This is a genomic window from Streptomyces sp. NPDC029292, from assembly GCF_055569295.1.
This window is the reverse complement of sequence record NZ_JBVHXR010000007.1, coordinates 280,049-292,301: the sequence shown is the minus strand read 5'-3', so window position 1 is coordinate 292,301 and position 12,253 is coordinate 280,049. Positions and strand designations below refer to the sequence as shown.

Annotated in this window: 10 protein-coding genes and 1 pseudogene; 8 read left to right on the top strand and 3 right to left on the bottom strand. The window is 69.4% G+C overall.

Annotation, left to right across the window (positions count from 1 at the left end):
* The coding region (locus tag ACZ4WS_RS18420; protein WP_467981559.1) for a hypothetical protein at positions 1 to 585 on the bottom strand (585 nt) is incomplete at its 3' end.
* A 449-nt stretch (positions 586 to 1,034) separates the two neighbouring features.
* On the opposite strand from ACZ4WS_RS18420, the gene ACZ4WS_RS18415 reads away from it, so the two are divergent.
* Positions 1,035 to 2,849 (top strand): APC family permease, encoded by a 1,815-nt coding sequence (locus ACZ4WS_RS18415; protein ID WP_467981557.1) that lies wholly within the window; start codon positions 1,035 to 1,037, stop codon positions 2,847 to 2,849.
* Between the two features lie 35 nt (positions 2,850 to 2,884).
* On the opposite strand, the pseudogene ACZ4WS_RS18410 reads toward ACZ4WS_RS18415, so the two are convergent.
* Both ACZ4WS_RS18410 and ACZ4WS_RS18405 read right to left on the bottom strand, forming a co-directional pair.
* Positions 2,885 to 3,058: pseudogene (locus ACZ4WS_RS18410) on the bottom strand (diaminopimelate decarboxylase); the annotation flags it as partial.
* Positions 3,059 to 3,208: 150 nt separating this feature from the next.
* Positions 3,209 to 3,853: a hypothetical protein gene (locus ACZ4WS_RS18405; RefSeq protein WP_467981555.1), complete on the bottom strand. Its 645-nt coding sequence runs from the start codon at positions 3,851 to 3,853 to the stop codon at positions 3,209 to 3,211.
* Positions 3,854 to 4,226: 373 nt separating this feature from the next.
* Here ACZ4WS_RS18405 and hemL point away from each other — a divergent pair, with 373 nt between their 5' ends.
* The 7 genes from hemL to ccsB all read left to right on the top strand — a co-directional run bounded on the left by hemL (position 4,227) and on the right by ccsB (position 12,166).
* Complete coding sequence (gene hemL, locus ACZ4WS_RS18400) at positions 4,227 to 5,543, top strand: glutamate-1-semialdehyde 2,1-aminomutase (RefSeq protein ID WP_467981553.1); 1,317 nt, start codon at positions 4,227 to 4,229, stop codon at positions 5,541 to 5,543.
* Positions 5,540 to 6,241: a histidine phosphatase family protein gene (locus ACZ4WS_RS18395; protein WP_467981551.1), complete on the top strand. Its 702-nt coding sequence runs from the start codon at positions 5,540 to 5,542 to the stop codon at positions 6,239 to 6,241. The genes hemL and ACZ4WS_RS18395 overlap by 4 nt, the downstream gene beginning before the upstream one ends.
* 181 nt (positions 6,242 to 6,422) lie before the next feature.
* Positions 6,423 to 7,724: a polysaccharide deacetylase family protein gene (locus ACZ4WS_RS18390; RefSeq protein WP_467981550.1), complete on the top strand. Its 1,302-nt coding sequence runs from the start codon at positions 6,423 to 6,425 to the stop codon at positions 7,722 to 7,724.
* Positions 7,725 to 7,790: 66 nt separating this feature from the next.
* Positions 7,791 to 8,414, top strand: coding sequence for a TlpA family protein disulfide reductase (locus tag ACZ4WS_RS18385; RefSeq protein WP_467981548.1), 624 nt, complete (start codon positions 7,791 to 7,793; stop codon positions 8,412 to 8,414).
* Positions 8,415 to 8,525: 111 nt separating this feature from the next.
* Positions 8,526 to 9,251 (top strand): cytochrome c biogenesis CcdA family protein, encoded by a 726-nt coding sequence (locus tag ACZ4WS_RS18380; RefSeq protein ID WP_467981695.1) that lies wholly within the window; start codon positions 8,526 to 8,528, stop codon positions 9,249 to 9,251.
* A gap of 3 nt (positions 9,252 to 9,254) precedes the next feature.
* On the top strand, positions 9,255 to 11,057 hold the full coding sequence (gene resB / locus ACZ4WS_RS18375; protein ID WP_467981547.1) for a cytochrome c biogenesis protein ResB: 1,803 nt from the start codon (positions 9,255 to 9,257) through the stop codon (positions 11,055 to 11,057).
* The gene (ccsB, locus tag ACZ4WS_RS18370) at positions 11,054 to 12,166 is read left to right on the top strand and encodes a c-type cytochrome biogenesis protein CcsB (protein ID WP_467981545.1); all 1,113 of its coding nucleotides are present in this window, start codon (positions 11,054 to 11,056) and stop codon (positions 12,164 to 12,166) included. Before resB ends, ccsB begins: the two co-directional genes overlap by 4 nt.
* Positions 12,167 to 12,253 lie beyond the last annotated feature (87 nt).

The following is a 12,253-nucleotide window of genomic DNA, read 5'->3' as shown; positions in this document are numbered from 1 at the left end:
GCCGCCGCCGGTGTGGATGCCGCCGCTGGGCTTGCCGTGGTCGGAGCCGGAGTCGTCCTTGCCCGAGCCGGAGTCGTCGTTGCCGTAGCCGGAGCCGGAGTCGTCCTTGCCCGAGCCGGAGTCGTCGTTGCCGCGGTCGGAACCCGAGTCGTCCTTGCTCCAGTCGTCGCCGCGCACCGTGGTCAGTGCGCCGCCGCCGGTGTGGATGCCGCCGCTGGGCTTGCCGTGGTCGGAGCCGGAGTCGTCCTTGCCCGAGCCGGAGTCGTCGTTGCCGTAGCCGGAGCCCGAGTCGTCCTTGCCTGAACCGGAGTCGTCGTTGCCGTAGCCGGAGCCCGAGTCGTCGTTGCCGCGGTCGGAGCCCGAGTCGTCCTTGCTCCAGTCGTCGCCGCGCACCGTGGTCAGCGCACCGCCACCCGTGTGCATCCCACCGTTCGGCTTGTCGTGGCTGCTGTCTTTGTCCTGCTCCTTGCTGTAAGAAGAGTCATCGTTGCCCCAGTCGCCCGCGCTGGCGGCATAGGCGCCGGGCGCGATCGCGAGGGCGGCCGTGGCCGTCGCGGTAGCGAGGAGCATGCGGGCAGATCGCATCGTCGGAGTCCTTCCGTCGTGGCGGGGCTGCTGACCTCATGTCAGCTGGTGAGAACCCGGCCCCGACGTGAACCACCGTCAGGCCGTCCCGCGTCGCCCACCACTCGAGCCGCGCACCTGGCGCACCACTGAGGTCACGCTCATTCGGCGTCAAATCGCCTACACGGGGCCGGACGGGTCGTTCTGACCTGGCGTTTCGTCGGGGACCAGCGGTCGTGCCCCGGCCCGCGCGACACGCTCGGTATACCCCGATCGGTCGCAACACGACTGCGCACACCGGCGGGTCGAGCACCCGCCCGAGACACGCCGACCTGGCCGCCGCCATCCTCGGCAGACTCAGGCCCCCAACGGCCGTCCTGGCGCGTCCTTGACGCCCCGCACCGCAGGGGGCCGGTCACACTGGCCCCCGAACAGCCCTTCCCGCTGCCCCTTGAACCGCGAGGTCACCGATGGCGTACGGCCTGGCCCGCCGCGAACTGCGGCCGAGAGTTCCGCTCCAGCACGGGGAGGGCGACCGGCACCACCTCACCAGCCTCGAAGGGCTCGCCGCGCTGTCCCTGGACGCGCTGAGCTCGGTCGCGTACGGACCCGAGGCGATCGTGCTCGTGCTGATCGCCGCGGGGACGGGGGCGCTGACCGCCACGCTGCCGGTGACGCTGGTCATCGCCGCGCTGCTCGCGGTGCTCGTCGTCTCGTACGGGCAGGTGATCGCCGTGCATCCGGACGGCGGCGGCGCCTACGCGGTGGCGAAGAAGGACCTCGGACCGACCGTCAGTCTGCTCGCGGCGGCCAGTCTCGTCGTCGACTACGTGCTGACCGTGACCGTCAGTCTGGCGGCGGGCGCGGCCAGTCTCGCCTCCGCCTTCCCCTCGCTCGGCTCGCATCTGCTGGGGATCTGTCTCGCCGGGCTCGCCCTCATCACGGCCGTGAACCTGCGGGGCGTGGCCGACAGCGCCCGGGTGCTGATGCTGCCCACGGTGCTGTTCATCGGGAGCATCCTCGGCATCATCGTGCTCGGGCTGCTGCGCCACCACCCCGCGGCTGTCGTCGGGACGGCCGAACCCGCCCACGCCACCGAGGCGCTGGGAATCTTCCTGCTCCTCAAGGCATTCTCCTCCGGCTGCTCCGCGCTCACCGGAGTCGAGGCCATCGCCAACGGCGTGCCCGCGTTCCGTGAGCCGCGGGTCAGGCGGGCGCAGCGCACCGAGCTGATGCTGGGCGCGCTGCTCGGGCTGATGCTGATCGGGCTCGCGGTGCTGATCCGGCGGGACCATGTGGCCCCGCGCGGCGGCGTGACCGTACTCGCGCAGCTCACGGCGGGCTCGTACGGGACGGGATGGCCGTACTACGCGACCAATCTCATCGTCGCCCTCGCCCTCGCCTTCGCCGCCAACACCAGCTTCGGCGGCCTGCCCGTCCTGATGAGCCTGCTGGCCAAGGACCACCGGCTGCCGCACCTCTTCGGGCTGCGCAAGGAACGGCCGGTGTACCGCTGGGGAGTGGTCGCCCTCGCCCTCCTCGCGGCGCTGCTCCTGATCGCTGTCAACGCCGACACCCACCGGATGATCCCGCTGTTCGCGATCGGCGTGTTCATCGGCTTCTCCATCAGCCAGATCGGGCTCGTACGGCACTGGGCGGGGCAGCGGCCGCCCGGCTGGCTGCGGCGCGCGGTGCTCAACGGGGTCGGCGCGGTACTGACCGCCGTGGCGGGCCTGGTCCTGCTGACCACCAAGTTCCTGGAGGGGGCCTGGGTGGTGGTCGTCGCCATTCCGCTGCTGATGCTGCTGTTCGCCCGCGTCCAGCGCTACTACACGGCCGTCGGCCGGGAGCTGGGACTCGGCGAGGTCCCGTCGCCGCTGCACGTCACCGACTCTCTCGTCATCGTGCCGGTCGGCGAGGTCAGCAAACTCACCCAGCTCGCGCTGACGGCCGCCCGCGCCCTCGGCCACGAGGTCGTCGCGGTCGCCGTGCACGGAAATCCCGCCAAGGCCCGTGCCCTGGAGGAGAGCTGGGACCGCTGGAACCCGGGCGTACGTCTCGACATCATCGACAGCCCGCAGCGCTCGCTCGTGCAGCCGATCGTCGACTACGTCCAGCGGGCGGCGGAGGGCGGACGGCAGATCGCCGTCCTCATCCCGGAGGTCGAGCCCCTCCACCGCCGCTACCAGATCCTCCAGAACCAGCGCGGCCTCCTGCTCGCGGCCGCGCTGAGGGCCCGTACCGACGTCGTCGTGTGCATGGTGCCGTACCGGCTGCGCCTTTGAACTGCCTCGGCCACAGCCCGACCAAGGCGCCCGGGCTACAGCCCGACGTCCCGGCGGCTCATGTCGTCCAGCGATTCACGGCGTACGAGGACGCGCGCGATGCCGGCGGACACCGCGACGACGGGCGGTCGGCCGACCAGGTTGTAACCGGAGGCCATGGACAGGTGGTACGCCCCGGCCGCGGGCACCGCGAGCAGGTCCCCGGGGCGTGCGAGCGGCAGCCGCAGGCTGACGCGGCGGTGCACGGTGGCCAGCTCGCTCGCCAGGGGCGAGGGGTTTGCCTGACGTCAGGGAGCCGGTTCATGACACTGCTCTGACGCCGCGGTGCCGGCGTGCGCGGCTACGGCGCGACAACTCGCTCAGGGCCACACAAGGCAGTACGGCTGATGACCCGCCTCATGCAGCCGATGCGAGAAGTCCTGCCACTCGTGCAGCAGCTGATAGACATTGAACGCGTCCCGCGGCCCGCCCCGGTCCGGCACCGTCGACCAGATGAAGGCAGCCGCGCCGACCGCCTCCTCGCCGATGCCCCGGAGGGGGTCGACGACGGTCATGGGGAGCTTCACCACGGCGTAGTCGGGGTGCAGGACCACGAGCTCCAGCGGGGGGACCTTGTGGAGGGGGACGCCCTCGATGCCGGTGAGGACCATCGCGGCCATCGTTTCCGGCTTGATCTTGGTGAACATGCCGTTCATGCCGAGCTCGTCGCCGCCGAGTTCCTCGGGGCGCATCGAGATCGGGACGCGGGCTGCCGTCGCCCCGTCCGGCGCGCCGAAGTATTTGTACGTCACCCCCACCCGGCCACCATTCCCGCTCCCCGCCCGGAGCCGGTCGACCGTGCGGTCGGTCCGCTCGGGCTCACCCTGAGATCCCGGAGATCCCTGCGATCCCTGTGCCTGTCGTGCCTCGGCAGCTTCCTCCGCCTCGCGCCGGTGCCTTCCCCGCCGGGCACGCCGAGGACCGAGGTCATCGGTCCCCTCGCCCAGTCCGCCACCGCGATGCATATCTCCACCCGACTGCTTTTCTAAGGCGCGCGACCCCCGCCACGCAACCCGATCATCGTGACAGTGACCTCCCCCACGGCCGCACGCCGAAACGTGCGCTGAAACACCTGTCCGCAGGATCTTCGCGGCCTCTGAACACCATCGTTCATGTGAGTTGCCTCTATGAAGCCCCAGTTTCGCAGATGGCCGGGGGCCGACGCCCGGTTGTCTTGCCGAGGACGGGTATCCGGACGCTGCGAGGGCCGGGATCTTCCGTACGTGGAGCCGGGGGCCCGCGTTCACGGTGCCGTGCTCTTCCGCTCGCGGCGGCCCACGGCCGCTGGCCTACCCTGAGGAGGTCACTAGCCCCCCGGAGTCGGAGACGTCGCAGGTCATGACCGAACTGCCTTATCCCTACGAAGCCCCAGCCTCGCAGTCTCTATTCGACCGTGCGGCGGCCGTCACGCCCGGCGGCGTGAACTCTCCCGTGCGCGCCTTCCGCGCCGTGGGCGGTACGCCCCGGTTCATGGTGTCCGGCAGCGGTCCCTACCTGACCGACGCGGACGGTCGTGAGTACGTCGACCTCGTCTGTTCCTGGGGGCCGATGATCCTCGGGCACTCGCACCCCGAGGTCATCGCCGCCGTGCAGGACGCGGTCGGACGCGGTACCTCCTTCGGTACGCCCGGTGAGGGGGAGGTCGCCCTCGCCGAGGAGATCGTCGCCCGCGTCGAGCCCGTCGAGCAGGTCCGACTGGTCTCCAGCGGGACCGAGGCGACCATGTCGGCCATCCGGCTCGCCCGCGGGTTCACCCGGCGGTCGAAGGTGATCAAGTTCGCCGGGTGCTACCACGGGCATGTCGACTCGCTGCTGGCCGCGGCGGGGAGCGGGGTGGCGACGTTCGCGCTGCCCGACACCCCGGGCGTCACCGGTGCCCAGGCCGGCGACACCATCGTCCTTCCCTACAACGATCTCGAAGCCGTCAACGAGGCCTTCCACGCCCACCCCGGCGAGATCGCGTGTGTGATCACGGAGGCCTCGCCGGGCAACATGGGCGTCGTGCCGCCCCGCCCCGGCTTCAACCAGGGCCTCAAGGACGCCTGCGCGAAGAACGGCGCCCTCTACATCTCCGACGAGGTCATGACCGGGTTCCGGACCAGCAAGGCCGGTTGGTACGGAATTGATGGGGTACGTCCGGATCTCATGACCTTCGGCAAGGTCATGGGCGGTGGCTTCCCGGCCGCCGCCTTCGGTGGTCGGGCCGACGTCATGGGGCACCTCGCCCCTGCCGGGCCCGTCTACCAGGCGGGCACGCTGTCCGGGAACCCGGTCGCGACCGCCGCCGGGCTCGCGCAGCTGCGGCTGCTCGACGACGCCGCGTACGACAAGGTCGACGCCGTGTCCGAGCAGATTCGCGGGCTCGTCACGGAGGCGCTCACCAAGGAAGGCGTGGCGCACCGGCTGCAGAACGCCTCCAACATGTTCTCCGTCTTCTTCACCGGCCGCGAGGTGCGCGACTACGAGGACGCGAAGGCGCAGGAGTCCTTCCGGTACACCGCGTTCTTCCACTCGATGCTGGCGCAGGGCGTGTATCTGCCGCCGTCCTCGTTCGAGTCGTGGTTCGTGTCGACGGCGCACGACGAGCAGGCGGTACAGCGGATCGCCGACGCCCTTCCGGCGGCGGCGCGGGCAGCGGCGGAGGCCACGGCATGACCAACACGGGGACCGAGAAGGCCGACAACGACCTCACCGTCGTACATGTGATGCGGCACGGTGAGGTCGCCAACCCGGACGGGGTGCTGTACGGGCGGCTGCCCGGGTACCACCTGTCCGAGCTGGGGCGGCAGATGGCCGACCGGGTCGCCGAGCACCTGGCGTCGCGGGACGTCACGCATGTCGTGGCGTCGCCGCTGGAGCGGGCGCAGGAGACGGCGACGCCCATCGCCAAGGCGCACGGGCTCGATCTCGCGACGGACGCGCGGCTCATCGAGGCGGACAACGTCTTCCAGGGCAAGACCTTCGGGGTCGGGGACGGCGCGCTGCGGCGGCCCGAGAACTGGAAGCACCTCGTCAACCCGTTCAAGCCGTCGTGGGGCGAGCCGTACGTCGATCAGGTCGTCCGGATGATGGGGGCGCTGGACGCCGCCAGGGACTCCGCCCGCGGGCATGAAGCGGTGCTGGTCAGCCACCAGTTGCCGATCTGGATCGTGCGCAGCTTCGTGGAGAAGCGGCGGCTGTGGCACGACCCGCGCAAGCGGCAGTGCACGCTGGCGTCGCTGACGACCTTCACCTACCGGGGCGACAAGATCGTCTCCGTGGGCTACGCGGAGCCCGCCCGCGATCTCGTCCCGGCCCATCTGCTGGCGGGCGCCAAGCCGGTGAAGGGGAAGGGCAAGGCGTTCGGCGCGTAGACGAACGTACGAGGTGAGTGCGTACGCCCCGTCATAAAGCGTACGGAGTCATGCCATCTGGGCGTATCTTCGTAAAATCACATAAATATGCGCGAGTTGACGGAACCTCCGTGTTCATCGCGCCCTCTCATTAAGTGCCAGCTGAGAGCCAGCTGAGAGGGCGCGATGAAATGGGGACCGCATGCGGGACATCAGCCGGAGGGGAATGATCGGCCTCGGGGCAGGTGCCGCGGCCGCGCTGGGACTTACCGCCTGCGGTACCGGACTGCAAGACGGTGCGGACCGGGCCGGAGGTTCCCGGGACGGGCAGCCCGGCGCCCCGCAGCACCCCGCGCGTCCCCTCGGTGACGGCTCCACCGCCTTCACCGGCAAGCAGCCCCACCAGCCCGCCAGCCCCGTGCCGCTGGAGCCGGGCGAGACCCCTCCGCAGTTCGTCATCTTTTCCTGGGACGGTGCGGGAGAGGTCGGGACCGGCCTCTTCTCCCGGTTTCTCGAACTCGCCAAAGACAACGACGCGCACATGACCTTCTTCCTCTCCGGGCTGTATCTCCTGCCCGAGTCGGAAAAGCGCATGTACTTGCCGCCCAATAACCCCAAGGGTGCCTCGGACATCGGTTACCTCACCGACGAGCACATCAAGGCGACACTGAAGCTCGTCCGTCGGGCCTGGCTCGAGGGCCATGAGATCGGCACGCATTTCAACGGCCACTTCTGCGCCGGCTCCGGCTCGGTCGCCAACTGGACGTCCACGCAGTGGCGCAGCGAGATCGAGCAGGCGAAGTCCTTCGTCAAGGAGTGGCGGACCAACTCCGGCTGGACCGATCTGCCCCCGCTGCCCTTCGACTACGACAAGGAGCTCATCGGCGGCCGCACCCCCTGCCTGCTCGGCCAGGAGAACCTGCTGCCCACCGCCAAGGAGCTCGGCTGGCGCTACGACGCCTCCTCGCCCGGCGGCCGCCAGCGCTGGCCGCAGAAGAACCAGGGCCTGTGGGACCTGCCGCTGCAGGAGATGCCCTTCCCGGGGCACACCTTCGAGGTGCTCTCGATGGACTACAACATCCTCGCCAACCAGTCGATCAACTCGACCCGGGCGCCCTCCTACAACTACCCGGCCTGGCGCACTCAGGCGGCCGGCTCCTACATCGCCGGGTTCAAGCGGGCATACGAGACAAATCGCGCCCCCTTCTTCATCGGCAACCACTTCGAGGAGTGGAACGGCGGCATCTACATGGACGCCGTCGAGGAGGCCTTCAAGCACATCGCCCAGGAGAAGGAGAGCGGCGCGGACGTACGCCTCGTCTCCTTCCGCCAGTTCGTGGACTGGCTGGATGTGCAGAAGCCCGAGGTGCTGACCAGGCTTCAGTCGCTGGAGGTGGGGCAGCAGCCGAGCGGGGGCTGGAAGACGTACCTCGGTGACGTCGGTACGCGGTCCTCCCGCCGGTCCGGCACGCCGTCCTCCACGAAGTCGGGACACGCCGCCTGAAATGCGGGTTTCCGCCCGCAAGGGGGGTGCGGAAGATTCCCGAAACGGGCATGCGAAACTTTTCACATGAGTGCCGCCTGCCGCGCCGACCAGCGCCCGAACCGCACCCGTAGCCGCGCCGCCCTGCTTGCCGCCGGAGCCGCCGTCGCGGCACTTGTCCTGACCGCGTGCGGTTCCGGGGGGACTTCCGGGGGATCGGGCAACACCGGCTTCGTCGCCGGCAAGAACGGCGTCGACACCGTCGCGAAGGGCTCGCGGACCGCGGCCCCCGACCTCTCCGGCACCACCGTCGACGGCAAGCAGCTCGACGTCGCCGACTACAAGGGCAAGATCGTCGTCCTGAACGTCTGGGGCTCCTGGTGCGCGCCGTGCCGTGCCGAGGCGTCGAACCTCGTCAAGGTCGCCAAGGACACCGCGGCGCAGGGCGTGCAGTTCGTCGGCATCAACACCCGTGACCCCAGCACCCGTCCGGCCAAGGCGTTCGAGGAGAAGTACGGGGTCACCTACCCCAGCCTCTCCGACCCGACGGGCAAGCTGATGCTCCGCTTCAAGAAGGGCACGCTCAACCCGCAGACGATTCCCTCCACGCTCATCATCGACCGGGACGGGAAGATCGCGGCCCGCACGCTGCAGGCCCTCAGCGAAGAGCAGCTGCACGCGATGCTCAAGCCGATCCTCGCGGAGAAGTGACCTGACGTGTCCCTTCTCGCCGCGTCCACGAACTTCGCGACGTCCGCCGACTTCGCGGCGTCCGCGCACCTCGCCACGACCCTCGCCGAGTCGACCGGCAGAAACGAGACGGTGTACAGCGGGGCGCTGCTGATCGCCCTGCCGGTCGCCGTGCTCGGCGGGCTCGTCTCCTTCTTCTCGCCGTGTGTGCTGCCGCTCGTCCCCGGTTATCTGTCGTACGTCACCGGCGTCACCGGCACCGATCTGGCGGAGGCCAGACGGGGGCGGATGGTGGCGGGCGCGAGCCTGTTCGTGCTCGGCTTCACCGCCGTGTTCGTGTCCGGCGGGGCGCTGTTCGGGTTCTTCGGGGCGACGCTGCACGAGTACCAGGGGACGCTCAGCAAGATCCTCGGTGTGCTGATGATCGCGATGGGCGTGTTCTTCATGGGGCTGATGCCCTGGCTCACCCAGCGCGAGTTCCGCTTCCACAAGCGGCCGGTGACCGGCCTGGCGGGCGCTCCGATACTCGGTGCGCTCTTCGGTATCGGCTGGACGCCGTGCCTGGGGCCGACGCTCACCTCCGTCAATTTTCTCTCCATGAACGAGGCGAGCGCGGGCCGCGGGGCCATACTGACCGTCGCGTACTGCGTCGGTCTGGGGGTGCCCTTCGTCCTCGCCGCTGTCGCCTTCCGCAAGGCGCTCGGTGCCTTCGGCTGGGTCAAGCGGCACTACACATGGGTGATGCGCATCGGCGGCGGCATGATGATCGCGACCGGCCTGCTCCTGCTGACCGGCGCATGGGACAGCCTCGTGCAGCAGATGCAGGTCTGGTCCGACGGCTTCACGGTAGGGATCTGATCCATGAGCACGACTGACACCGGCAAGACGACGGATCCGGCGGCTCCGAAGCGGCACATCGGCGCGAGCGCCGACGGAGACCTCGGCGAGGCCGGTTCGCAGCTCTCCACCGCGCCGGTGGAGACGGCGATGCCCGGCTCCTTCGGTGGGGCGCGGGCGCCCGGCGCCAAGGGATGGATCACCTGGACCGGCCGCGAGGTCATCGGCTGGGCCCGCTGGTTCTGGCGGCAGTTGACCTCCATGCGGGTCGCGCTGATCCTGCTCTTCCTGCTGTCGCTCGGGGCGATTCCCGGGTCGCTGATCCCGCAGTCCGGGACCGACGCGCAGAAGGTGCAGGACTTCCAGGACGCGCACACCATCCTGGGCCCGGTCTACGACAAGCTCGGCCTGTTCCACGTCTACAGCTCGGTGTGGTTCTCGGCGATCTACATCCTGCTGTTCGTCTCGCTCATCGGCTGCATCGTGCCGCGCACCTGGCAGTTCGTCGGGCAGCTGCGCGGCCGTCCGCCGGGCGCGCCGAAGCGGCTGACCCGGCTGCCCGCGTACACCACCTGGCGCACCGAGGCCGAGCCGGAGCAGGTCCGCGAGGTCGCCCTCAAGGTGCTGAAGCAGCGCCGCTTCCGGGCGCATGTCGCCGGGGACGCCGTCGCCGCCGAGAAGGGCTATCTGCGCGAGACCGGCAACCTGCTCTTCCACATCGCGCTGATCGTGATGCTGGTCGCCTTCGCCTGGGGCCAGCTCTTCAAGTCCGAGGGCAACAAGCTGGTCGTCGAGGGCGACGGCTTCTCCAACACGCTGATGTCGTACGACGACTTCAAGTCCGGCAACCTCTTCACCAGCGACGACCTCACGCCGTTCAGCTTCGACCTGAAGAAGTTCACCGCCACGTACGAGCGGACCGGCCCCAACAAGGGCACCCCGCGCACCTTCCAGGCGGACATCACCTACAGCGTGGGCGCCTACGGCAAGGAGAAGAAGACCACCGTCAAGGTCAACGAGCCGCTGAAGATCGGCGACTCGAAGGTCTACCTCGTCAGCCACGGCTACGCGCCCGTCGTCACCGTCCGGGACGGCAAGGGCAACGTCGTCTTCCACGACGCCGTGCCGATGCTGCCGCTCGACGCGAACGTCACCTCGCAGGGCGCGGTCAAGGTCATGGACGGCTACAAGAACGGCCAGGGCACGAGCGAGCAGCTCGGCTTCTCCGCCTTCTTCGTGCCGACCTTCGCGGGCGCGGGCAAGGGAACGATGTTCTCCCAGTTCCCCGCGCTCGACTTCCCCGTGCTCGCGCTGTCCGGGTTCCACGGCAGCCTGGGTGTCGACTCGGGTCTTCCGCAGAACGTGTACCAACTGGACACCTCCCAGATGAAGCAGTTCAAGGACGCGAAGGGCAACATCCTCAAGAAGAGGCTGCTGCCCGGCGAGACCATGAAGCTGCCGAACGGCGCCGGCTCGATCACCTTCGAGAAGGACATCAAGGAGTGGGCCGGCTTCCAGGTCACCCAGCAGCCCGGCAGTGACTGGGCGCTGGTCGGAGCCTTCACCGCGATCTTCGGTCTCGCCGGGTCGCTGTTCATCCAGCGCCGCCGCGTCTGGGTGCGGGCCACCACGGGCGCGGACGGTGTCACCGTCGTCGAGATGGCGGGCCTCGGCCGCAGCGAGTCCGCGAAGCTCCCCGAGGAACTCGGTGACCTGGCCGGGCTCGTGCACGACCAGGCTCCCACCAAGCCCGACGAACCGGTCACCGAAGCCGACTCCGACGCCGAACCCCCCGTACCTGCCGCCGAAGGGGCTGAGAAGCAGTGACTCTCGCCACCGCAACCGATCTGGCCAGCGCAACCGATCTGGCCACGGCCACCAACGAACACCTCGCCAACATCAGCAACACGCTGGTCTACTCCGCGATGGCCGTCTACACCCTGGCGTTCTTCGCGTACATCGCCGAGTGGCTCTTCGGCAGCCGCAGCAAGGTCGGCCGTACGGCCGCCGCGCTCACCGCCACACAGAAGGCGACGGCTCCCGCGGTCACGGTGAAGAAGGCCGGTGGCACCGCGGTCCTGGACCGGCCGCAGGTCGTCACCCGGTCCGCGGTCGGCGCCCGCGACGTGCCCGACGGACCCGGCGCGCACGGCGGGGACGAGCAGGGCGACCTCTACGGCCGTATCGCCGTGTCCCTCACCGTGCTTGCCTGGGCCGTCGAGGCGGCCGGTGTCGTCGCGCGCGCCATGTCGGTGCGGCGGGCGCCGTGGGGCAACATGTACGAGTTCAACATCACCTTCTCCACCGTCGCCGTCGCTGTGTTCCTCACGCTGCTCGCGCTGAAGAAGAACGTCCGCTGGCTCGGCCTCCCCCTGGTCACCACGGTCCTCCTCGATCTCGGTCTCGCCGTCACTGTCTTGTACACCGCCAGTGACCAATTGGTTCCCGCGCTGCACTCGTACTGGCTGTACATCCACGTCTCGACCGCGATCATCTGCGGCGCCGTCTTCTACGTGGGCGCGGTCGGCACGCTGCTGTACCTCTTCAAGGACTCGTACGAGAACAAGCTCGCGAGCGGCGGACAGCCCGGCCGTTTCGCAACCTCCGTCATGGAGCGGCTGCCCGCCTCGGCCTCCCTCGACAAGTTCTCGTACCGCGTGAACGCCGCCGTCTTCCCGCTGTGGACCTTCACGATCATCGCGGGCGCGATCTGGGCGGGCGACGCCTGGGGCCGCTACTGGGGCTGGGACCCGAAGGAGACCTGGGCGTTCATCACCTGGGTCGCCTACGCCTGCTATCTGCACGCCCGCGCGACGGCCGGCTGGAAGGGCCGCAAGGCCGCCTACATCGCGCTGATCGCGTTCGGCTGCTGGCTGTTCAACTACTACGGCGTCAACATCTTCGTGGGCGGCAAGCACTCCTACGCGGGCGTGTAACTCCCCCGCACCGATGGCCGGTTCCATGTGACGTGAGTCACGGGAACCGGCCTTCGTCGTGCGGTCAGTTGGTCCCAAGGTCGGCCG

Excerpts from the sequence above, each read along its gene's own strand:
- hemL (WP_467981553.1), top strand. The coding sequence starts at position 4,227 with ATGACCGAACTGCCTTATCCCTACGAAGCCCCAGCCTCGCAGTCTCTA.
- ACZ4WS_RS18395 (WP_467981551.1), top strand. The coding sequence starts at position 5,540 with ATGACCAACACGGGGACCGAGAAGGCCGACAACGACCTCACCGTCGTA.
- ACZ4WS_RS18415 (WP_467981557.1), top strand. The coding sequence starts at position 1,035 with ATGGCGTACGGCCTGGCCCGCCGCGAACTGCGGCCGAGAGTTCCGCTC.
- ACZ4WS_RS18385 (WP_467981548.1), top strand. The coding sequence starts at position 7,791 with ATGAGTGCCGCCTGCCGCGCCGACCAGCGCCCGAACCGCACCCGTAGC.
- resB (WP_467981547.1), top strand. The coding sequence starts at position 9,255 with ATGAGCACGACTGACACCGGCAAGACGACGGATCCGGCGGCTCCGAAG.
- ACZ4WS_RS18390 (WP_467981550.1), top strand. The coding sequence starts at position 6,423 with ATGCGGGACATCAGCCGGAGGGGAATGATCGGCCTCGGGGCAGGTGCC.
- ACZ4WS_RS18405 (WP_467981555.1), bottom strand. The coding sequence starts at position 3,853 with ATGCATCGCGGTGGCGGACTGGGCGAGGGGACCGATGACCTCGGTCCT.